Origin of the sequence: Paraburkholderia heleia NBRC 101817 (genome assembly GCF_000739775.1) — a bacterium.
GTDB classification, from domain to species: Bacteria; Pseudomonadota; Gammaproteobacteria; order Burkholderiales; family Burkholderiaceae; genus Paraburkholderia; species Paraburkholderia heleia.
In genome coordinates, this window is the sequence record NZ_BBJH01000007.1 from 185,126 (window position 1) to 206,572 (window position 21,447).

The 21,447-nt window shown below is 65.3% G+C and carries 16 protein-coding genes; 6 read left to right on the plus strand and 10 right to left on the minus strand.

The window, feature by feature from the left end; translation table 11 throughout:
• Positions 1-121 precede the first annotated feature (121 nt).
• Positions 122-1,264, plus strand: a complete 1,143-nt coding sequence (locus BHE01S_RS08080; protein WP_157025221.1) for a polysaccharide biosynthesis/export family protein — start codon at positions 122-124, stop codon at positions 1,262-1,264.
• Between the two features lie 124 nt (positions 1,265-1,388).
• On the opposite strand, the gene BHE01S_RS08085 is transcribed toward BHE01S_RS08080, so the two are convergent.
• The gene (locus tag BHE01S_RS08085) at positions 1,389-2,090 is read right to left on the minus strand and encodes a DapH/DapD/GlmU-related protein (protein ID WP_245639672.1); all 702 of its coding nucleotides are present in this window, start codon (positions 2,088-2,090) and stop codon (positions 1,389-1,391) included.
• 240 nt (positions 2,091-2,330) lie between these two features.
• On the opposite strand from BHE01S_RS08085, the gene BHE01S_RS08090 reads away from it, so the two are divergent.
• Complete coding sequence (locus BHE01S_RS08090; RefSeq protein ID WP_042262438.1) at positions 2,331-2,960, plus strand: hypothetical protein; 630 nt, start codon at positions 2,331-2,333, stop codon at positions 2,958-2,960.
• 69 nt (positions 2,961-3,029) lie between these two features.
• On the opposite strand, the gene BHE01S_RS08095 is transcribed toward BHE01S_RS08090, so the two are convergent.
• From BHE01S_RS08095 to BHE01S_RS08125, 7 genes are all read right to left on the minus strand, one after another.
• The gene (locus BHE01S_RS08095; protein WP_042262440.1) at positions 3,030-4,394 is read right to left on the minus strand and encodes a glycosyltransferase WbuB; all 1,365 of its coding nucleotides are present in this window, start codon (positions 4,392-4,394) and stop codon (positions 3,030-3,032) included.
• A 179-nt stretch (positions 4,395-4,573) separates the two neighbouring features.
• The gene (locus BHE01S_RS08100) at positions 4,574-5,533 is read right to left on the minus strand and encodes a GDP-L-fucose synthase family protein (RefSeq protein WP_042262443.1); all 960 of its coding nucleotides are present in this window, start codon (positions 5,531-5,533) and stop codon (positions 4,574-4,576) included.
• Positions 5,534-5,537: 4 nt separating this feature from the next.
• On the minus strand, positions 5,538-6,662 hold the full coding sequence (gmd, locus tag BHE01S_RS08105; protein WP_042262445.1) for a GDP-mannose 4,6-dehydratase: 1,125 nt from the start codon (positions 6,660-6,662) through the stop codon (positions 5,538-5,540).
• A gap of 93 nt (positions 6,663-6,755) precedes the next feature.
• Positions 6,756-8,987 carry a polysaccharide biosynthesis tyrosine autokinase gene (locus BHE01S_RS08110; protein ID WP_042262447.1) on the minus strand — a complete coding sequence of 744 codons (2,232 nt, stop codon included), beginning with the start codon at positions 8,985-8,987 and terminating at the stop codon, positions 6,756-6,758.
• A 62-nt stretch (positions 8,988-9,049) separates the two neighbouring features.
• Positions 9,050-10,441, minus strand: a complete 1,392-nt coding sequence (locus BHE01S_RS08115) for an undecaprenyl-phosphate glucose phosphotransferase (protein ID WP_042262448.1) — start codon at positions 10,439-10,441, stop codon at positions 9,050-9,052.
• A gap of 43 nt (positions 10,442-10,484) precedes the next feature.
• Positions 10,485-12,020, minus strand: a complete 1,536-nt coding sequence (locus tag BHE01S_RS08120) for a mannose-1-phosphate guanylyltransferase/mannose-6-phosphate isomerase (protein ID WP_084068661.1) — start codon at positions 12,018-12,020, stop codon at positions 10,485-10,487.
• A 90-nt stretch (positions 12,021-12,110) separates the two neighbouring features.
• Positions 12,111-13,115: a GlxA family transcriptional regulator gene (locus BHE01S_RS08125; protein WP_042262450.1), complete on the minus strand. Its 1,005-nt coding sequence runs from the start codon at positions 13,113-13,115 to the stop codon at positions 12,111-12,113.
• Between the two features lie 627 nt (positions 13,116-13,742).
• Between BHE01S_RS08125 and BHE01S_RS08130 the strand changes: the two genes are divergently transcribed.
• From BHE01S_RS08130 to BHE01S_RS08140, 3 genes are all read left to right on the plus strand, one after another.
• On the plus strand, positions 13,743-15,698 hold the full coding sequence (locus tag BHE01S_RS08130; protein WP_157025223.1) for a hypothetical protein: 1,956 nt from the start codon (positions 13,743-13,745) through the stop codon (positions 15,696-15,698).
• A 192-nt stretch (positions 15,699-15,890) separates the two neighbouring features.
• Entirely contained in the window at positions 15,891-16,343 is a 453-nt protein-coding gene (locus BHE01S_RS08135; protein WP_042262452.1) for a GDP-mannose mannosyl hydrolase, read from the plus strand.
• A 313-nt stretch (positions 16,344-16,656) separates the two neighbouring features.
• Complete coding sequence (locus BHE01S_RS08140; RefSeq protein ID WP_042262768.1) at positions 16,657-17,661, plus strand: GlxA family transcriptional regulator; 1,005 nt, start codon at positions 16,657-16,659, stop codon at positions 17,659-17,661.
• A gap of 121 nt (positions 17,662-17,782) precedes the next feature.
• Here BHE01S_RS08140 and hmpA read toward each other — a convergent pair whose 3' ends face one another.
• Both hmpA and BHE01S_RS08150 read right to left on the minus strand, forming a co-directional pair.
• The gene (gene hmpA, locus BHE01S_RS08145) at positions 17,783-18,985 is read right to left on the minus strand and encodes an NO-inducible flavohemoprotein (protein WP_042262454.1); all 1,203 of its coding nucleotides are present in this window, start codon (positions 18,983-18,985) and stop codon (positions 17,783-17,785) included.
• Between the two features lie 256 nt (positions 18,986-19,241).
• Entirely contained in the window at positions 19,242-19,835 is a 594-nt protein-coding gene (locus BHE01S_RS08150; RefSeq protein WP_042262457.1) for a cob(I)yrinic acid a,c-diamide adenosyltransferase, read from the minus strand.
• 191 nt (positions 19,836-20,026) lie between these two features.
• Between BHE01S_RS08150 and BHE01S_RS08155 the strand changes: the two genes are divergently transcribed.
• Positions 20,027-21,442 carry an FAD-binding oxidoreductase gene (locus tag BHE01S_RS08155; protein WP_042262459.1) on the plus strand — a complete coding sequence of 472 codons (1,416 nt, stop codon included), beginning with the start codon at positions 20,027-20,029 and terminating at the stop codon, positions 21,440-21,442.
• The last annotated feature ends 5 nt before the right edge of the window (positions 21,443-21,447 follow it).

A 21,447-nucleotide genomic window follows, 5' to 3' on the forward strand; every position in this document is an offset into this window, starting at 1 on the left:
GGCTATGTTAAACAGCACACCTGATTGTTCCGGCGGCGAGACCGCCGACGTAACGGCGCTGCAGAGCGCGCGCAGTTTGCGCAGAATATCGGCGGGCCGCGCACGGGCGGCCCTGGCGGCGATGGCAACCATGGTGACGGCCGCGGCCCTGCTTGCAGGCTGCGCGCTCTCGCCCGGCATGCAGGCGCCATCGAGTGTCACCGAGGCGAAGGCCGCGACCGACGCCGCGCGCTCGTCGGGCGCGAAGGGCGATCAACCGCCACCGGGCGCGCTCGTCGAGATCAACAACGAGCTCGTCGCGAAGGAAGCGGCGGCGAGATCGACGACCATCCCGGCCAATGTCGAGACGCTGTTCGGCACGCCCAAGCCGTACACGCTCGGGCCCGGCGACGTGCTGAGCATCGTCGTGTGGGACCACCCCGAGATGAATCTGCCGACCAACGGCAGCAGCGGCAGCAACGGGCAACAGGACCAGAGCGCGAGCCAGGTGCAGTCGGGCTATACCGTCGACTCGTCGGGTGCGATCCAGGTGGCTTACGTGGGTCCGATCCACGTGGCCGGGCTCACCGAGATGCAGGCCCGCGACCTCGTGGCGAACAAGCTCGCCTACTACCTGAACAAACCCCAGGTGACGCTGCGCATCGAGTCGTACCGCAGCCGGCGCGTGTACGTAGACGGCGAAGTGCGCACGCCCGGGCTCATGGTGCTCAACGACATGACGATGTCGCTGCCCGAGGCGATCAACCGGGCGGGCGGCTTCACGGCGGCGGGCGACCGCTCGCGGGTCAGCGTCACGCGCGGCGACAAGACGATCCTGGTGAACATTCCCGACATGATCAAAAAAGGAGTGAACCCGGACAAGATCCTGTTGCAGAACGGCGACCTCGTGCGCGTGTATTCGGCCAACGAAAGCCGCGTGTTCGTGCTGGGCGAAGTCGGGCATCCGGGGCCCTTGCCGTTCGATAACGGCCACCTCTCGCTGAACGACGCGCTGGGCAACGCCGGCGGCATCAGCCAGGGGTCGGGCGACGCTTCGCAGGTGTACGTGGTGCGCGGGCAGAAGGAAGGCCACCGCACGGTCTTCCACCTCGACGCCTCTTCCCCGGAAGCCATGGCCACGGCGGACGAGTTCGACCTGAAGCCGAACGATGTCGTGTTCGTCGATGCGTCGGCGCTCGTGAAGTGGAGCCGCGTCATCAACCTGATCCTGCCGAGCACGCAGGCGGCCGCAGCGGGCCGCGCAGTGGGTTACGGCGGATACTAGCCGGTGGCGTTCGTCCGGGCGGGAGCAGGCCTTCTGGCCTGCGCCTGAACAGGACAGGAGCAGGCCCGAGGACCTGCTCCTGCGCTGAGCGAACCTGCTCGACACGAGCGGGCCTGGCGCCGCCTTATGCCCTGGGCGGCTTGCTTTCCTCGAAGCGCCAGCGGATAAAGCGGCACGGATTGCCGCCATACACGCCGCCGGCTTCCAGCGAGCGATGCACGACCGAGAGCGGCGTGACGACTGCCGAGCGCCCGATCGTCACGCCCATCTGCACCACGCATTTCGACGAGACCCACGCACCGTCCTCGATTACGATCGGCGCGACGTGCAGGTCCATGTTCGTGCGCATGTCGTGCGAGCCGGCGCTGAGAAACGCGCCCTGCGAAAGGCAGACGTTCGAGCCGATGCGGATAGGCGCCTGGTTGTAGATCCAGACGTCGACGCCGATCCAGCAGTTGTCGCCCATTTCCAGATTCCACGGCGCCTTCACGCGCATGGGGTGCACGAGGCGGCAACCCTCGCCGACTTTCGCGCCGAACAGGCGCAGCAAGCCCACGCGCAGCGCGGAGAGCGGCAGCAGACGATTGTCGAGCACGCAGGCCTCGACCAGATACCACGCGGCCTGCACGAGCTTGCCGCGGCGCGCGACGTAGTTGCCCTTGCCGGCACGGCTCAAATCGATCACGCGGATTTCCGCGGCTCGTGCGTCATGGGCGGCGTGTGGCGGCACGCCGCCCGCGGGCGGCGCTTCACCCGCCCCCTCCCCGCGCCCGGCCGCGCCGGCGCTCCCTTTGAGGGTCCCTATCCCTTCGACCGCTTCCGTCATGAACGCTCCTTGCCCATCCGGGTCGGTTCCCTGGTGGCCGCCCGCGAGTTGCAAGCCTGGCGGCCCGCACCACGGGACGCACCACGGGACGCATCAAGCCACGATTTCATTATCGGGCCGCCACCGCTTTGCCTCGCACGCGTGGCCGACACGGCAGGGGTTTTGGCGCAGCGGCGCGACGCGCGGTGGGCAACATGAAGGCTTGACGCCGCATCGTTCGCGGCACGCGGGATCCATGCCATGTCCAGTTTTTATCGTCGTCAGCTTGTGCCGTATGGAATCGCCGCCGCGCTGCAGGCCGCGTGGCCGTGCGCAGTGTTTGCGCAGAACGCCCCGTACGGCGCCGCCACCGATAGCTCCCCCACTGCCGCGAGTGCCCAGAGTAGCCAGGGCGATACCCCCGCCAGCCCCGCGCAGCGCCAGCAATCCGACGAACAGCGCCTGCTAGGCGGCCCGCGCATGTCGTCGGGCAGCCCATACAGCGTGACGCCATACAACAGCGACGGCGCCTCTCCAGACGACGCGGAAGACGCACTCACGAACGAAAAGCATATGCACGTCGTGACGCCTGGGGATTACGCAGCAAGTGCGGCGGCCGCCAACGGCGGCAGGGGGAACGACAGAAGCGGCGCTTCGGGAAGAAGCGGCACGAGCGGCAGGATCGGTTCGAACGGCAGGTCTCGCGCAGGCAACGCGGTAGCGAGGAATTCGGCAGGTACTCCTGCGGGGGCCCATCGGTCGGCCGCCGCCGGGTACGACTATGGCGCGAGCGCAACGTCCCCGACCGCCCAGGTCTATGGCAATCCGTATGCCAGCCCCTACGGCTCGCCGGACCAGTCCAACGCCGAACTCTACAAATCGCCCTGGTAAGTTCTGCTAGCGGCGGCCGAAGGGCGCACAAAGCCATAAGCGGCGATAAGCGGCCTTAAGCGCCGTCGATCACACATCGGACTGCTCGACCTCCGGCAACGTCGATCCGCCCTTACCCGCGCGCGGCACGGATTGCTGCGCCGAAACAGCGCCGCTTGCGGCAGTCTGCGGCCCAGCTTGCATCTGGCCCGCCGGCTCGGCAGCCTCGCCCGCGAGCCCGGCAAGCCTCGCCTCGAGCACGCCGAAGATCGCTTGCGGTGACAGCATGCGCTTCGCGTAGCGCCGCGCGGCACGGCCAAGTTCGGCGCGGCGCGCGGGGTCGCCAGCCAGTTCGACGATCGCTGCAGCGAGCGCTTCGCTGTCTTCGGGCGGTACCACGATCCCGTGGTCCGAGACCACGTCGAAGAGACTCGTGCCGGGCCGCGCCATGGCAAGCACCGCGCGGCCGCTCGCGAGCATGCCGGTGAGCTTGGAGGGCATCACGAGATCGGCGGCGTCGGCGCGCTGCGGCAGCACGTGGATGTCGGCCACGTTCAGCAGCTCGTTGAGCATCGAAGACGGCTGCACCGGCAGCACGTGACAGTTCGAGAGCGGCTCGCAACGCGCCATCAGCTCCCGCCTGGCCGCGCCGTCGCCGCAGAACACGAAGCTGATATCGGGCCGCGCGGCGAGCGCTGTTGCGACGTCCGCGAGAATTTCGATGCCCTGCTTCGCCCCCATGTTCCCCGCATAGAGCACGACGGTGTTGTCCTCCGGGATGCCGAGACGCCGCCGGAACGCGCCCGGATACGGCAGCGGAAAGATCGCCCGGGTATCGACCCAGTTCGGCAGGCACACGGTGCGCGAGGCGTCCACACCCTTGTCGATGGCGCGCTCGACCATGCGCGCCGAGATCGACGAGACGACGTCGAAGCGCCGCAGCAGCCAGCGTTCTCCCGCGAGGGCCACGCGCCCGAGACGCGACCCCTGGCCACCGCGCAGAAGCCCCAGATCGAACGCTGCATCGACTTCGAAGTCCTGAATATGCAGCCAGCTGCGCGCGCCGACGGCGCGCGCGAGCATGAGCGCACCGGGCGCGCACAAGAGCGTCGGCACGATCAGCATGACGGCTTGGGGCCGCCACGCCGCGAGCCGTGCGAGAAGCGGCAGCGACGAGAGCGCGAAGCTCGCCAGATGCACGATGCGCTTGAAGCCGCCCTGCTGTGCAGGCACCCACAGCGGCGCACGCCAGACGCCCACGCCGCGCAACGTTTCTCGTTGGTAGCGTCCCGCGCGATAGCCTTCATGCACGCGCCATTGCGGGTAATAAGGCGGCGCGCAGATCACGCGCACCTCGTGGCCGTGCGCCGCGAGCAGTTCTGCCATTTCGGCTGTGTATTTGCCCACGCCTGTGACTTCGGGCGCGTAATTCAGTCCGTAGATCAGGATTCTCATTGCGTGGCTTCCGTCCCTGAACTGCTGTGTGACGCTTTTAGTCATCTCGCGCGCCGGGAGAAAAAAAAGCGGGCGTCGTGCATCCGGTCCGCGCACGACGCCCACCACCAACCAGACGACGTTTGCCTTTCGTCCTTTTGAGCCGATCGTTTGCAGGCAATCGGTCCCGTCAAACCCCGTCAAGCCCGCATGCCCGCCTCGTACGCCGGCGCGGCATGGGTTTGAAGAAAATCGTCGTAGGTGCGGGCGAGCCCCTCCTGGAGGCCGATGTGCGCGTGCCAGCCCAGATCGCCCAGGCGCGACACGTCGAGCAGCTTGCGCGGCGTGCCGTCGGGCTTGGTCGAGTCGAACACCAGTTCGCCTTCGAAGCCCACGACGTCGCACACGCGCTGCGCGAGGTCGCGGATCGAGAGATCCTCGCCGACGCCGACGTTGTACACGCCGTCGCCGGTCTCGTGCTCGAGCACGAAGATCGTTGCATCGGCGAGATCGTCGACGTGCAGGAACTCGCGGCGCGGCCTGCCCGACCCCCAGACGGTCAGCGTGTGCCGGCCGTTGCTGCGCGCCTCGTGCGCCTTGCGGATCAGCGCGGGCAGCACATGGCTGCTGCCGAGGTCGTAGTTGTCGTTGGGGCCGTACAGGTTGGTCGGCATGAGCGAGACGAAATGCGTGCCGTACTGGCGGTTGTATGCTTCGCAGAGCTTCAGGCCCGCGATCTTCGCGATCGCGTAGGCCTCGTTGGTCGGCTCGAGCGGCGAGGTGAGCAGATAGGTTTCGCGGATCGGCTGCGGGCATTCGCGCGGATAAATGCACGACGAGCCGAAAAACACGAGACGCTGCACGCCCGCGTTGTACGAGGCCCGGATCACGTTGGTCTCGATTGCCAGGTTATCCCAGGCGAACTGTGCGGGCTGCGTCGAATTCGCGAGGATGCCGCCCACGCGCGCGGCCGCGAGCAGCACCGCGTCGATGTGCTCGCCTTCGAAAAAGCGGTTGACCGCGGCCTGGTCGGTGAGGTCCAGTTCGGCATGGGTGCGCACGACAAGGTTCCAGTAGCCGTTCGCCTGCAACGCGCGCACGAGCGCCGAGCCCACCATGCCCCGGTGGCCGGCCACGAAGATTCGGGAGTTCTTGTCCATGCGTTCACTCGTGGTGTTCGAGAGCTTTGAATCCGGCCAGTTTGACGAGCGCATCGCACCGGGCAGCCTGATAGTCGGCGCGCACCATTTCCTTGACGAGTGCCTGAAACGTGGTAACCGGCTTCCAGCCCAGCTTCTCCTGGGCCTTCGAGGCGTCGCCGAGCAGCGTCTCGACCTCGGTCGGGCGGAAGTATCGCGGATCCACGCGCACGATCACGTCGCCCGGTTCGATCCGCATGTCGCGCGAGGCCACATGCTCGACAACGCCGACTTCGTCCACACCGCTGCCCTCGAAACGCACGGTGATGCCCAGTTCCTCGGCCGCCGCACGCACGAAGTCGCGCACGCTGTACTGCACCCCGGTTGCGATCACGAAGTCTTCGGGCTCGTCTTGCTGGAGCATGCGCCATTGCATGTCGACGTAATCGCGCGCGTGGCCCCAGTCGCGCATGGCAGAGAGATTGCCGAGATACAGCATCTTCTGCAGGCCAACCGCGATGCGTGCGATGGCGCGCGTGATCTTGCGCGTAACGAACGTCTCGCCGCGCTGCGGCGACTCGTGATTGAACAGGATGCCGTTGCACGCGTAGATGCCATGCGCCTCGCGGTAATTGACCGTCGTCCAGTACGCGAACAGCTTCGCCACGGCATAGGGACTGCGCGGGTAGAACGGCGTGGTTTCACGCTGCGGCACTTCCTGCACGAGGCCGTACAGTTCGGAGGTCGAGGCCTGATAAAAGCGCGTTTTCTGCGTGAGGCCGAGAATGCGGATCGCCTCCAGAATGCGCAGCGTGCCAAGGCCATCGGCGTTCGCGGTGTACTCGGGTTCCTCGAACGACACCGCGACGTGACTTTGCGCGGCGAGGTTGTAGATTTCATCGGGTGCAACGCGCTGGATCACGCGCAACAGGGCCGTGGAATCGGTCAGCTCGCCGTGATGCAGGTGGATGCCGGGTTCCGGGTCGTGCACGTCGCGATACAGGTGATCGATGCGGTCCGTGTTGAAGAGCGACGAGCGCCGCTTGATGCCGTGCACTTCGTAGCCTTTGTTCAATAGCAGTTCTGCCAGATACGAACCGTCCTGGCCGGTGATACCGGTGATCAACGCAACCTTGCGAGCCTTCGCCATCGTTCTCTCCTCGCGTGAGCGAAATGGGATTCGGTGGTTCCACTAACCGCAGCGGCCCCCCGGGCCAGCCGCAGATCTGCTGTCAACCTGCTGCTACCCTGAAACGCTTTCGTAACCGTAATACCCGCCGCGATACCCGCCGCCGATGAACGCGCCGGTCTTCGGCACGTCGGTGAGCAGCACCCCACGCAGGTTCACGCCGCCGATGCGCAGGCGCTTGACCGTTTCCTCGAGCTCCGAAATCGGGTGGCGGCCGTGGCGGATCGCGAGTAGCGTCGTGCCCGCATAGCGTCCGATCACCGTCGAGTCGGTCACCGCGAGCACCGGCGGCGTGTCGACGATCACGAGGTCGTAGCGCGCCCCCAGTTCTTCGAGCAGCGACTCGAAGCGCGGACTCATCAGCAGCTCGGAAGGATGCGAATGCAGCGAGCCCTTGGCGAGCACATCGAGTCCGGGGAGCACCTCGTGCTGGATGGCCTGATTCAGATCGGCGCCGAGCAGCACGTCGGAGAGACCCGGCTGGTGCGCGATGCCGAAGTGCGAGTGCACGTCGCCGCGCCGCATGTCGCCGTCGACGATCAGCACACGCTTGTTCACCGAGGCGACCAGCGCGGCGAGATTGACCGAGAGGAACGATTTGCCGATGTCGGGCCGCGAGCCCGTGAGCATCACGATGTTGTTGCGCGCGTCGTTGAGCGTGAGCTGCAGCGAGGTGCGCAGGCTGCGCACGCCTTCCACCGCGACGTCCTGCGGATTCTGCTGCGCGAGCACGTGCAGCCCGCGCCGGCGCGACGACACGTGATGCTGCAGCCGCAGTTGCTGCGGGCTGCGCGGCACCACGGCGAAGACCGGCACGCCAAGCGCGGCTTCGAGTTCGTCCGGGCGCTCCACGCCGCCGTACAGCGACTTGCGCACGAACGCGACAAGCACGCCCAGCACGAGCCCGGCGCCGATCGCGAGCGCGATGACGAGCAGCTTCTTCGGACGCACCGGATCATCGGGCGCTTCGGCGAAATCGACCACGCGCACGTCGCCCACCTGGCCCGCGCGCGCCACACGCAGTTGCTGTGCACTGTTCAGGAGGCTCGTGTAAAGCTGCGTGCTCACATGCACGTCGCGCAAGAGGCGCACGGCGGACTGCTCCGTATCGGGCAGCTGCGCCACATTACGCGTGAGTTGCGACTGCGCGGCCTGCAGCGTGCCGATCTGCGCGTCGAGCGCCTGCACGGCCGGGTGATGCTCCGTGAAACGCTGCGCGAGTTCCGCGCGTTGCTGCCGCAGATCTTCGAGACGGATCTTGTTGTCGCTCACCTGCTGGAGCAGCAGCCGGCTTTCTTCGCCGAGATCGACGGTACCGTGCTCGTTACGGAACTTGTTGTACTTCTGCTCGGCCGCATCGACCTGCGAGCGCAATTGCGGCAACTGGTCGTCGAGGAACGCGAGCATGTGCTCCGCTTCCGCCGAACGGCTGGCGATGTCCTGCTTGATGAACTCGTGTGCCACGTTGTTGAGGATCGCGGCCGTCATCTTGCTGTTGTGGCCTTCGAGACTCGCGCGGATCACGCCGGACTGCAGCCCGACCTCCTGGATCTGCAGCGAATTCTCCAGCCGGTCGACGGTGGTGAGCGTCGAGGCGCGCGTGAGCAGGAAAGGCGTTCCGGGCGGCCCGCTCAGACTGTCGACGTGCAGCGCGATCGGCCCGACCGACGTGTTGGCGCTCACGTCCTCGCCCACGCGGCCCTGCAGAAGCGGAATGCCGTCGGGGTCGCGCAGCGTGAAGGTGCCGGGCTCTTCGCCGGCAACGATCGTGAAGTCGCGCTCATACATCGCCTCGGGCGTGTCGAAGCGCGACACCTTGATGTCGCCGCCGCCCCATGCGTAGCCGGACGGCCGCAGGAACCCGGGCAGGCGCTGCGCCCAGGGCGCGGTCATGATGCCCGAGAGCATGCCGCCGATCAGGGGCATTTCGCGCGGCCGCGCCGAAATATCGAGGTGCAGCTTGCGTACCGTTTCCTCGGTCACGTTGCGTGATTTCAGCATTTCGATCACGCCGTTCGCGGTCGACTTCTCGTCGAACATGCCCGTGAGCGGCGGCAGGCTGCTGTCCTTCTTGCTGGCGTCGCCCTTGTCGACGAGGTGGAACAGCACGTCGGCACGATAGGTCGGCGTAGCGAGAAATGCATAGGCCGCACCCAGCAGCGTGACGGCGAGCGTCACGACCGCGATGGCGCGCCAGTTCGCCACCATCGTTTGCAGGTAATCGCCTAGGTATCGCTCGTCGGCGCCTGCTGCGCCGTAGTAAGCGCCGTCATAATTCATCGCCATCTTGCTTCTCCCGAAACCTGGTGTTGCTTGCTGGTGATGCCTGCCCGAATGCGCCGCGGCGCTCAGTACGCGTTGCGGCCGACCAGCCCGTGAACGATCGTGGCCGCGATGATGCGCATGTCGAGCCAGAACGACCAATGGCCGAGGTAATACAGGTCGTGCGCGACGCGCATTTCCATCTTTTCGAGGCGATCGGTTTCGCCGCGAAATCCATTGACCTGCGCCCAGCCCGTAATGCCGGGCTTGATGCGATAGCGGTGGATGTAGCCCTTCACCACGCTCTGATAAAGATCGTCGTGCTCGAGCGCATGCGGACGCGGGCCGACCACCGACATGTCGCCGCGCAGCACGTTGTAGAACTGCGGCAATTCATCGAGGCTCGTGCGGCGCAGGAACGCGCCGAGGCGCGTCACGCGCGGGTCGTCGCGCGTCGCCTGGCTCACCGTGCCGGGCGCCTCCTTATGCTCGCGCATCGTGCGGAACTTGTAGATCGTGAACACGCGGCCATCGGCGCCCTTGCGGCGCTGCCTGAACAGCACCGGGCCCGGCGAGGTTATCTTCACCGCAATCGCAATGCCAAAGAGAAGCGGCATGAGGCCCACGAGCGCAAGCGCTGCGAACACACGATCGAACAACGCCTTCTTGAACTGCGCGCTCGCGGGCAGCGGCGAGGCAACGAGGTTGATCGCCGGCACGCCGAGCAGCTCGATCACCGTACTGGTGTCGAACAGCGCCAGCGAGCGCACGTCCGGAATGAAGCGGATGTTCACGAGGTCGTTGCGAAACTCGCTGACGAGCCGCACCACCATGCGCTCCTCCGCAAGCGAAAGGGCGAGCCACAACTCATGCACGTCATGCTCGCGGATGTACTGCGCAAACGCCTCGAACGTCTCGCACACCAGCGCGTCTTTCTCGCTCGCGGGTCGCGCGGTTTGCGGCATCGTGTTGTAGAGCGCGCTCGCGCGAAAACCGGAGCCCGGCTCCGCATCGATGCGCCGCAAGATCTCGTCGCACTGCGAAGCGGAACCCGCAATGGCAACCTGGTGAAGATTCATGCCCGCGCGCCGCATGTGCGAAAGCACGCCGTGCGCGAGGAATCGCCACGTAATGAGCAGGCCGCCTGCAAGTGCAGTCCAGTAAGCGAACCACAGACGCGAAACGACGTCGACATGGTGCATCGTCGAGTACATCGAGATCAGTGCGCAACCCTGCACCACGAGCCAGGCAAGCGACACCTGGCCCGCAAGCAACGCTTTGGAGCGGCCGCGCCACGACTGGTAAAGCTCGAACGCCGGAAAGATCACGAGCGCAAAGGCCGCGGAGAGCAACACGAAGGCTTCGTTCACGCCACGCGGCACGATATCTTCGAAGCGGATCTCCGAAGCCACGCTCGCACCGATCATCACGGCAGATACGTCGAGCACTCTCGCCATCAGGTTTTGTAGCTCGCGCATGCTTTCTCCCTTTTTTCTCTCCCTGCAGGCCGTGCCGCTGCCCTCAACCGCAGCGGCCGTACGTATCGTCGAGGCGGACGATGTCGTCTTCCCCCAGATACGCTCCCGACTGCACCTCGATGATTTCGAGCGGCACCTTGCCGGGATTTTCCAGCCGGTGACGCACACCGAGCGGAATGTAAGTGGACTCGTTTTCCGTCATAAGAAAGGATTCCTCACCGCGGGTGACAAGCGCAGTCCCGCGCACGACCGTCCAGTGCTCGGCGCGATGGTGGTGCAATTGCAGCGAGAGCCGCGCGCCCGGCGTGACGACGATGCGCTTGACCTGAAAGCGCTCGCCCGAATCGATCGAATCGTAGAAGCCCCACGGACGCTGCACCTTGCGATGCGAAGCCGCCTCCGGCGCGTGCTCCGCCTTGATGCGTGCAACCAGCCCCTTGACGTCCTGCACTTTCGAGCGGTCGGCGACGAGTACCGCATCGGCGGTTTCGACCACCACGAGGTTCGACGTACCTACGCAAGCCACGAGCCTGCCGTCGGAGTGCGCGTAAGTCGCGACCGCGCCTTCGAATACCACGCGCCCGCGTCCGACGTTGCCGTCTTCGTCTTTTTCCATCGCGGCCCACACGGCGTCCCACGAGCCGAGGTCGGACCAGCCCGCATCGAGTGCGACTACCACGCCTTCGGGCGTCCACCCGTTGCTGGCCGACAGCCGCTCCATGACCGCGTAATCGATCGAGTCGGACGGGGCGCCCCTGAAGGCATCGGCGGCCGGCCGGAACACCGGGCCGTCTTGCTGGCCATCGACGAATGCGGCAAGGCACGCTGCATGCATGTCGGGCTGCAGCGCGCGCAGCGAATCGAGCCAGACGCTTGCACGCATCACGAATATGCCGCTGTTCCACCAGTAGCCGCCCTGCGCGACATACTGCGTTGCGAGTTCCGGCGCGGGTTTTTCGACGAAGCCGTCGATCCGGTGCGCGCCGTCGGCAATCGCCTCGCCGACGCGGATGTAACCAAACCCCGTTTCGGGCGAACGCGGCGGCACGCCCAGTGTGACGATCGCGCCACGCTGCGCATGGCGCGCTGCGCATTCGAGCGCGCGTTGCAAGGCGTCCAGGTCGGTGATCGCATGGTCCGAAGGCATCACGATGAGAATGGCGTCGTCGCCGTTCGCGCACGCGAGCGCCGCGCCGAGTGTGAGCGCTGGAGCCGTGTCGCGCCGCGCCGGCTCGACCACGAGCCGCGCGTCCATGCCGCACGCACGCAACTGATCGACGATCACGAAGCGGTGTTCTTCACCACATACAACAATCGGCGAGTTCGCGACCTGCCATTCTGACGAAAAGCCGTCGAGCCGATGAACGGTTGCCTGCAAAAGCGTATCGCGGCCCACCACACCAATTAGCTGCTTGGGGAAATGCTCGCGCGACATCGGCCACAACCGCGTACCGGAACCGCCTGCCAGCACCACGGGCACGATGCGCGTGCAAGGTGTTATGTCTTCACGCGCTGGACCTTGCCCGCTTTCTGCACGGGTCTGACTTTGTCCCTCTTGAATCGATGACCTTTCATTCATCTTCGGACTCCTTCATATCGGGCAGGATCACCCCGGCTCGTGAAGAGCGACCCCCGTTTGTAACGAAGTGCGACCGTTGTTACCGCGGCGTTACGTGACAGCGACGCCGGCCTCGCGGCGGCTTTGCTCACGATATTCGGTGGGCGAAATCATCATGCGCTTGCGAAAGATCTTGGCGAGGCGGTCGCCGTTGCCCATGCCGGTGCGGCGCGCGATCTTGTCGACCGGCAATTCCGAATCGGTGAGCAGGCTGCAGGTGATCGCGAGGCGCGCATGCAGTAAGTAATCGGATGGCGTAATGCCCATTTCCAGCTTGAAGCGGCGCAGAAAATTACGCTCGCTCATCGCGGCGACCTGCGCTGCGTCCGCTATCGAAATGGCCCGCTGACAGTTTTCCTGCAGCCAACGCGCGGCTGCACGCACTTTGTCAGCCGGTGCGCTGCCGAGCGCATCGCCTAGAAACGGCAACAGGTTGCCGCCCGAATCGGGCATGAGCCGCTCAGTCACGGCGCGCGCAACATCCACGCCCAGGTCGCGCTTGACGAGCGTGAGCGCGCTTTTCATCGATTCGAGCCGGTCGCCGGCGTCGCCGCCCGCTTCCTCGCGTCCCGTTTGCATCGCATACGAGCCGAACTCGTGTTGCGTGCGCTGGCCGCACAGACTCGCGGCTTCGAGCAATGAACGGCCTTCACCAATCGGACGAATCGTGCCGGTATTCGCATGCACGCGACGCAGCCACGCGACGAGACGCTCGTCGTTGGCGGCCGCGAAGGCGCCCTTTCCACCCGCCACGAACAGCGCGTCGAAACCGACGTAGTGGCGTGCATCGAGTCCATCCGTCCAGACCCGTACGGACGACGAGCACGTCACGTTGCCGCCATCGGCCGAAAGAATGCTTACGTCGTAAGGTGAGCTGCGAGCGGTGTCTGTCGAGAGTTCGTTCGCTACATGAAACACTTCCGCCACGATACCGGCGCCGAGGAGCGAACAACCGTCGAACAGCAGAATTGCGATGTGACGCACCTCTCGACTGATGCCCGCGGTCACGAGATGCGGGCGACTGAACAACGGCAAATCCAGACTTGCGTACGCCATGCTTTTCCCCTAAACAATCCCCCGTACCAAGCGAAAAGTCCCGGTAATAGCATTTCGATAGCATTCCATGTGCAGTGCATCATAGGCAGAGAAAAATTCCCGCAACGATGACTGACCGAAACTGGCGAGACATTGGCGCATTTAGTCCGGTCGAGGACCGATTAGAAGGTGGGCGCCACGTCAAATGACAAAAAGCAAACTGCGTGAAAGGCAATTGGTTCGATTACATCGAATTGGCCAAAAGTGCCTGATAATCGGCACAGGCAGGTATATACGCCTTTGTTACGACAAAATCATTCGATGCCTTCCGATCAATGCAGATGCATGGGATGGAAGCGAATCGGCAATAAAAGACTCCAGGTCGATTCGTCTGATTAAATGATGTTTAAGAAGCCTTTGGGTTCCGAATTCGAGCATCCGATGCGCATTTTAAACCCCTTAAATCCTGTTTGCGCTGCACAATAAAAAAATTCACAAAAAGCCGCTTTATATGATCGGGCTCCGCGAGCACTGCACAACTCTCGCGCGGCGCTCCCGGGAGAAATTGCGCGAAAAGCCTGGAGGCTGGCGTCAGACGACTTGCCCGAACAACTAGGCTTACCCTTTCATGCCGTGAGGAACCTGCCAATGAGATTGCGCCCAGCCCTTGCCTCCGCACTTATGACTCCTGCCGCGCGGGGTTCGCGCGCTTTTTCATGGTTGCCGGCCGCAGCGCTCCTGCTCGGCGTTGCCGGCGTGCTGCTCCCGGTGATGAGTTGCCGCGCCGCCGACGCGCCCGTTTGCAGGAGCGCCGCCGGCCGCGCGGCGACAGACGCAGGCGACGATCCCATCTCCGCCGATACCCCCGGCAGTGACGGAACACGTCTCTTTGCCCGCGGCAAGAGCGTACGTATCGACGTGACCACGCGCGCGACGCGCGACGACAAGGTGCAGTGGCAGATCACGGATACCTGGAGCCGCCCTCAGGCAAGCGGCAACTTCACGGTGGCGGCCGGCCCGCGCGTCACGTCGCTCACCTGCACGCTCCCGCTGGCGGGCTACTTCGCGTTTTCGGCGTCGCTGGCTTCGCAGCCCTCAACGGGTTTGCCTCAGCGTGGCACCCGGCCGGCCGGGATCACCACGTTCGGCGTGCTGCCCGACGTCAGCGCAGCACTTCCCGCACCCACCTTCGCGCGCCAGGACCTGCACCGCTTCGGTGGACAAGGCTCAGCATATATCGCGCCCGGACAGCACTGCTGCGGCGGCGACGGCCTGCGTCCGCTCTATACCGACCTCGGTCTGGCCTGGGCCAACGACAAGCGGGGCTGGTACGTCATGGAGCCCAAAGGTCCGAATACGTTCGACGCCGCCGGCTCCCAGCTCGAACTCCAGTTCAAGCCCGGCGACATCATGCGGCTGATCACGCTCGACGGCTTTCCCGGGTGGGCGAGCCCGAACGGCCAGGAAACCCACAGCTACGTGCCTTCGTCACTGGCCCAGTTGCGCGATTACATGTCGCGCGTAGGCACGGAGTCTGCGCGCATCCGGGCTCGCGTCTTCCCGCGCCAGGCGCACAACTACTATCAGGTCACGTGGGAGCCCGACAAAGACGGCGGGTTGCCGTGGAAAGACACGGACGCGCATTTCGTCGATCTCTACAAGACCGTCCACGAGGGCATACATTCGACCGACCCCTCGGCGATCGTGATGGGCCCGACCTATGCAGGCGTGCAGGAAAACACGGAGTGGCTCAAGAAGTTCGCCCCGCTTGGCATTGCTAAATATCTCGATGGCGTGACGATCCACGGCTACTACGATTTCGGCACGAGCCCTTCGCATCCGCCGGAGCGGCTGTACGGCGCGCCCGAAAAAGGCACGCTTTCGCTGCCCGAAGCCATGCGCGGGCTGCGCGCGACGATGCGCGACGTGCTCAAGCCGGGCGCCCCGCTCTTCGTGACCGAAACGGGTATTAGTTACGACATCGGTACGAACTACGCGCCCGACTATCCTGATGCGCAAACGCTCTACGCGCAGGGCGCGGTCGTCGCGCGTGCGCATCTGATCCTGCTCGGCGAAGGCGCGGACACGACGTTCATCTTCTATGGCGCGGACATGCCGGAGACGACGCCAGGCTACGGCGTGTTCTTCGAACTCGAGCATCCGAAGGGCATGTACGGCGCTTCGAACATCAGTCCGAAACCGGCCGCGCTTGCGGTCGCGACCATGACCCGGCTGATCGACGGTACGTATACACTCGGGCCGCTGCGCGGCACGCCCGCGGGTGTCTACGCTTACGCGTTCGCGCGTCCGGGCGGCGGCAAGGTGATCACGGCGTTGTGGAGCCACGACAACGCGCGCTGGAGCGCGAAGGCGGGGTTCGACGCCACGCGCGCAGCGAACTACACGCTTCAGGTGGACGCACGTGGGCGCGCGGGTCAGGTTAGTGTGTTCGACATGATGGGCAACCCGACCATCATGACTTACAACGACGGCATGCTTCCGCTGCGCCTGACCGAGTCGCCCGTCTATGTGGTGTCGGACAACGCCGAGGTCGCCAGATCGAATGCCGTCACGCCCGCGGGCTACGTCGCGCCGAAGCCCTGATCGCACGGGCGACGCGACCCGCATCTTGGCCCACGATGGCGAGACTTAGGCGGCTCTGGACAGTGCAACGCGATATTGACCCGCCTAGACTGCTGATGAATGCGACGCTTGATTGTCATGCGCCGCGCGCGCAACGTCTGCGCTCGAGACAATCATATCGACACGACCGACACCCCACGGATCCGCTCGTCCATGCTGTCGCCTACCGAATTCCTCGAGGTGGTGCGGCTCGCACCGCTTGTCGGGATCGACCTGATCGTCGCCGACGCCGACGGCCGCGTGCTTGTGGGCGAGCGACGCAATCGCCCGGCGCGCGGCAAATGGTTCGTGCCCGGCGGGCGCATCCACAAGGACGAATGGCTCGACGCCGCCTTCACGCGCATCGTCGAAACAGAGCTCGGCATTGCGGGCATGCAGCGCTCGGCTGCACGCTTCGTCGGCGTCTACGAGCATCACTATCCGGACAACTTCGCGGCGGAAAACGGCATCGGCACACATTACGTTGTGCTTGCGTATGCGTTCATGCTGGACAGCACGGTGCCTGTCGGACGCTTCGATCAGCACAGCCAGTATGCGTGGCTGTGGCCCGAGGAACTGCTCATGCGCGAAGACGTGCACAAGAATTCGAAACAATATTTCTGCTGAAAATGCCCCGGCGACAGACACTCGGGCATCGTGGATTGCTCGCGCGGCCTTCGTCGAGCGCGTGCGCGCGCCGCACGAAACCCGAGGGTGCAACGCTTGGTCGAGGCAGAGCCGGCCTGCCAGTGCATACCGAGCCATTCTGCCAACTTCTCGGCATTTTCAGACTGCGCCGTGCGCGGGCGGCCCACCGGCCTATCATGAATCCCGAGAGCGTGATGTGACCGCATGTAACAGCCCAACGCAGCCGGGCGAGGGCACGCGGCGCAAAAACGCAACGTACTCCTGCGAATCCTTTCTGCGCGAGGAACCGGCCATGCACATCGACAGGGTGGTCTGCCGGCAAGCCGCTTTCCAGCCTCGCGGCGCTCACTTGAAGTTCGGACACGTGGCCAAACGCATAGGCATCCTGGTTTTCGAGGGCTTCCCGCTCGGGGATGTGACCTTGCTCGCCGATGTGTTCCGTCTCGCGAACGATGCCTGCGCCGACACGCTTCCTGCTTATTCGATCGTCATGCTTTCCGAGCCTGGCGGCAACGTGGCCAGCGGCTGCGGCCTGCGGGTGTGGTCCGAGAGCCTGCATGGCCCGCTGCGCAGCGGCTTCGACACCCTGTTCATCGCCGGCGGCCCCGGTGCGATTCAGGCGCGCGACAACGCGCGCCTCATCACGCGCTTGCAGATGCTCGCACCGAAAGTGCGCATCATTCGCGCACTCGGCGAGGGACGCACCGTACTCGCGGCCGCCGATGTCCCCTTCCTGCGCACGGGCGGCAATACGGCAAGCTCGGCACAGCGGCTGCGCCGGGCACTGGAAGCGCGCAACGCCGGCGCTTCGGTCGTGACGCCTTCCGAGGCGCTCGTCGCCGCGCTCAAGGTGGTCAAGCGCAATCATGGCGTGGCGCTTGCGCAGCGGGTTTCCGAGGACTCGATGCCGGGCTCGTGGGAGCGGCTCGGCCCCATGCTCGACGATGGCGAGGCGGATAGCGCGAACGGCAAGATCAGCTCGGCCGCGCACTGGCTGCGCGAGAACTATCATCAGCCGATCTCGGTGGCCGATGCGGCGCGCGTCGCCCAGATGAGCATGCGAAACTTCCTGCGCCACTTCAAGACGCAAACGGGCCTCACGCCGTCCGAGTATTTGCTGCGCACCCGGCTCGATGCCAGTTGCCTCCTGCTCGCGCAGACCAATCTTCCCATCGACGAAATCGCGCAACGTTGCGGCGTGCCGCGCGGCGAGCGTCTTGCGCGGATCTTCCGGCGCAGGCTTTCGATATCGCCATCGGGATATCGCGCGGTGAACCGGCGGGCTTCGAGCGAGTGATGCCGGTCGCAATTCGATACATGTTTTACTGCTGCATACGAAAAAGACGCTGCGCTTTCGCGCGGCGTCTTTTTCGTTCGGTATGCTCAGCGAGTCATGCCGGCACGCCATGCGTGCAGCGTTACAGCATGCCGGAGCCGAAGATCTCCGTGTGGATGCGCGAAGCATCGACGCCGCGAGCAGCGAGCGCCTCGCGCTGTTCGCGCATGAACGCCACGGGGCCGCACAGGTAGTAGTCGGCGTCGGGCAGCAGCACATCGGCTTCAATGCGGCCGATATCGATGCGCCCTTCGAAGTCGTAGTCCACGCCCTGACGGTCGCTGGCGCCGACCTCATCGTAGAACACCGCGCGCTTCACGTTCGGGTACTCGGAGACCGCGTGACGCAGAAAGTCGCGGAATGCGTGCACCTTCGCGTTGCGGCACGCATGCACGAAGGTCACCTTGCGCTCGCTGCGCGCGGCGATCAGCGTGGAGAGCATCGACTTCATCGGCGTGATGCCCACGCCGCCGCTCATCAGCACGACCGGTGATGTCTTCTTGCGATCGAGCGTGAACTCGCCCATCGGCGCGCTCACGTGCACCACCGCGCCCTCTTCCACGCCGTCGTGCATGATGTTCGACACGTGGCCCGGCTGCGCGTCGCCGCGGCCGGCCTCCCGCTTCACCGAAATGCGCAGCCACTTGCCGTGGGGCGCGTCGGAGAGGCTGTACTGACGCGGCTGGTCCACACCGAGCTTGTCGACGAAGCGCGTCACGCTCACGTACTGGCCCGGCTCGAAGCCGCCTGCGGATGCACCGTCGGCCGGCGCGAGATAGAACGAGGTGATCTCGTCGCTTTCCACTTGCTTGCGCATCACCCTGAACGGACGGAAACCGCTCCACGAAGCGCCCTCGTACAGCTTCGCCTCGGTGCCGATCATGATGTTCGCGAGCTGCTCGTAGGCCACGGCCCAGGCGTCGAGCGTGGGCTGGTCCACAGCGTCGCCGAGCACGTCCACGACTGCGCCGAGCAGATGCCTGCCGACGATCGGATAGTGCTCCGGTCGGATGTTCAGGCTCGCGTGCTTGTGCGCGATATGTGTGACCGCGCCGCCGAGCGCGCCCAGATTGTCGATGTTCGCCGCATAGGCGTACACCGCGCGGGCGAGCGTTTCGGGCTGGCTGCCGCTTTGCTGATGCGTCTGGTTAAAGATGTTCTTGAGCTCGGGGTGCGCGGCGAACATCCGCTTGTAGAAATGCTTGGTGATCGTGGCGCCGTGCTCGGCGAAAACGGGCGCAGTGGCCTTCACGCGGGCCATCTGGTCGGCGGTGAGCGCAGTCATTTACGGCTTCTCCGTGGTAAAGATGCACAAAAGATACATCTTTAATGTGACAGCCCGACTCAGACATTTTGTCGCACCCCAGCAATTTCCTGATGGTGCCGGCCGTGAACGCGCAGCTGACGGCCATGGAGCGCGCCCCGGCGGCGCTTTTGCGATGCGGTAAACAGTCTTGTGCAGACGATTGCAGCGCAACCGGACGCTACGGTGGAGCGCCCATTGGCGGGCCGGCGCGGCGTTCGTTCGCGCCCTTTTCCCCTTACGCGCTCTCCCCTTCGCCCGCCCCCTTGCCCGCGCCCCGGTCGTGCCGCCAGAGCACGTCGCTGCCGCCCGCGGCCCGGTTGAGCACGCGCGCGAGCACGAATAGCAGGTCGGAGAGCCGGTTGACGTAGCGGCGCGGCGTATCCGCGAGCGGGGGGCCTGAGTTCGCCGAGGCGCCCAGCGTGACCACCGCGCGTTCGGCGCGCCGGCATACGGTGCGGCACACGTGCGCGAGCGCCGCCGCCCGCGAGCCGCCCGGGAGAATGAATTCCCTGAGCGGCGGCAGGGTGGCGTTGTAATGCGCGAGCCAGCCGTCGAGCCGCGCGAGGTGCTCGTCGGTCACGAGCGTGTGGCCAGGTATGCACAGCTCGCCGCCCAGATCGAACAGGTCGTGCTGGATGGCGACGAGCGCCTCGCGCACGTCGCCGGGGAGCGTTTCGCACAGCAACACGCCGATCTGCGAGTTCAGCTCGTCGACATCGCCGATCGCGGCGATGCGCGCGTCGTCCTTGCGCACGCGGCTACCGTCGCCGAGTCCGGTCGAACCGTCGTCGCCGGTGCGCGTTGCAATCCTGCTCAGGCGATTGCCCATGTTGTGCTCTCCGCAGATGAAAATTTGCACAGGTCGCGCATCACGCGCGCCCGGCGCGGTCCAGGGTGCCCAAGGCCACCGGCCATTATAGGTTTCGTGCACTGCAGCATAAGGGGCGCGGCTCTGCGGCGCAGACGTTCAGCGTAAAATGGTCCGCACCAGAAGTCGTACCCATACGAAGGAGACACCGCGTGAATCATCCTGCGCCGCCGGCCCTCGGACGCCGCCCGTTCCCCACCGAACTCATCGATCAGCTGCGCAGCGCGTTCGGCGAACGCGTCTCCACCTCCGAAGCCGTACGCGCCCATCACGGCCGTGACGAATCGCCCTTCGACCCGCAACTGCCCGACGCCGTGGTGTTCGCGCAGAGCACCGGGGATATCCAGACCATCGTCAAGCTGTGCGCCCGTCATGGCGTGCCGATCATTCCCTACGGCAATGGTTCGTCGCTCGAAGGTCACTTGCTGGCCGTGCAGGGCGGCGTGTCGATCGACCTTTCGCAGATGAACCGCGTGCTCTCGATCAACGCCGAGGATCTCACCGTGACCGTCGAGCCTGGCATCTCGCGCAAGCAGCTCAACGAAGCGCTGCGCGATACGGGTCTGTTCTTCCCGATCGACCCGGGCGCCGATGCGAGCATCGGCGGCATGACGGCCACGCGCGCTTCAGGCACCAACGCCGTGCGCTACGGCACGATGCGCGAGAACGTGCTCGGCCTGAGCGCCGTGCTCGCCGACGGTCGCGTCGTCAAAACCGGCACGCGCGCGCGCAAGTCGTCGGCGGGCTACGATCTCACGCGCCTTTTCGTCGGCTCGGAAGGCACGCTCGGCGTGATCACCGAAATCACAGTGCGGCTCTACCCGCAGCCCGAGGCAGTTTCGGCGGCGGTGTGCGCATTCCCTTCGATGGCGGAGGCCGTGCGCACGGTGATCGAGACGATCCAGATCGGCGTGCCGATTGCGCGCGTGGAATTCATCGACTCGCTTGCGGTGCGCGCGATCAACAAGCATTCGAACCTCACGCTGCGCGAAAAGCACACGCTCTTCTTCGAATTTCACGGCACTGAGGCGGGCGTCGCGGAGCAGGCGCAGCTCGTGCAGGAGCTGGCTGCGCAGCACGGTGGCGAAGGCTTCGAGTGGGCCACGCGCCCCGAGGACCGCAGCCGCCTGTGGAACGCACGCCACAACGCCTATTTCGCGATGCTGCAGCTCAAGCCCGGCTGCCGTGCCGTGACGACCGACGTGTGCGTGCCGATCTCGCGCCTCGCCGAATGCGTAATCGAGACGGAAACCGATCTCAAGGCCTCGCCGCTGCCCTGCCCGATCGTCGGCCACGTGGGCGACGGCAACTTCCACGTGGCGATCCTGATCGACCCGGACAAGCCCGAGGAAATCGACGAGGCCGAGCGCCTGAATCGCCGCATCGTGCAACGCGCGATCGCGATGGACGGCACCTGCACGGGCGAGCACGGCGTCGGCCTGCACAAGATGGATTTCCTCGTCGAAGAGCACGGCGCGGACACCATCGACACAATGCGCGCGGTCAAGCACGCACTCGATCCGCACAACCTGATGAATCCGGGCAAGATCTTCAGCTGGGCGGCGTAACCGAC

Coding starts and splice junctions, on each gene's coding strand:
- BHE01S_RS08120 (WP_084068661.1), bottom strand. CDS start 12,020: ATGAATGAAAGGTCATCGATTCAAGAGGGACAAAGTCAGACCCGTGCA.
- BHE01S_RS08125 (WP_042262450.1), bottom strand. CDS start 13,115: ATGGCGTACGCAAGTCTGGATTTGCCGTTGTTCAGTCGCCCGCATCTC.
- BHE01S_RS08085 (WP_245639672.1), bottom strand. CDS start 2,090: ATGACGGAAGCGGTCGAAGGGATAGGGACCCTCAAAGGGAGCGCCGGC.
- BHE01S_RS08095 (WP_042262440.1), bottom strand. CDS start 4,394: ATGAGAATCCTGATCTACGGACTGAATTACGCGCCCGAAGTCACAGGC.
- BHE01S_RS08100 (WP_042262443.1), bottom strand. CDS start 5,533: ATGGACAAGAACTCCCGAATCTTCGTGGCCGGCCACCGGGGCATGGTG.
- gmd (WP_042262445.1), bottom strand. CDS start 6,662: ATGGCGAAGGCTCGCAAGGTTGCGTTGATCACCGGTATCACCGGCCAG.
- BHE01S_RS08140 (WP_042262768.1), top strand. CDS start 16,657: ATGCACATCGACAGGGTGGTCTGCCGGCAAGCCGCTTTCCAGCCTCGC.
- BHE01S_RS08135 (WP_042262452.1), top strand. CDS start 15,891: ATGCTGTCGCCTACCGAATTCCTCGAGGTGGTGCGGCTCGCACCGCTT.
- BHE01S_RS08130 (WP_157025223.1), top strand. CDS start 13,743: ATGAGATTGCGCCCAGCCCTTGCCTCCGCACTTATGACTCCTGCCGCG.
- BHE01S_RS08090 (WP_042262438.1), top strand. CDS start 2,331: ATGTCCAGTTTTTATCGTCGTCAGCTTGTGCCGTATGGAATCGCCGCC.
- hmpA (WP_042262454.1), bottom strand. CDS start 18,985: ATGACTGCGCTCACCGCCGACCAGATGGCCCGCGTGAAGGCCACTGCG.
- BHE01S_RS08115 (WP_042262448.1), bottom strand. CDS start 10,441: ATGCGCGAGCTACAAAACCTGATGGCGAGAGTGCTCGACGTATCTGCC.
- BHE01S_RS08080 (WP_157025221.1), top strand. CDS start 122: ATGGCAACCATGGTGACGGCCGCGGCCCTGCTTGCAGGCTGCGCGCTC.
- BHE01S_RS08110 (WP_042262447.1), bottom strand. CDS start 8,987: ATGGCGATGAATTATGACGGCGCTTACTACGGCGCAGCAGGCGCCGAC.
- BHE01S_RS08150 (WP_042262457.1), bottom strand. CDS start 19,835: ATGGGCAATCGCCTGAGCAGGATTGCAACGCGCACCGGCGACGACGGT.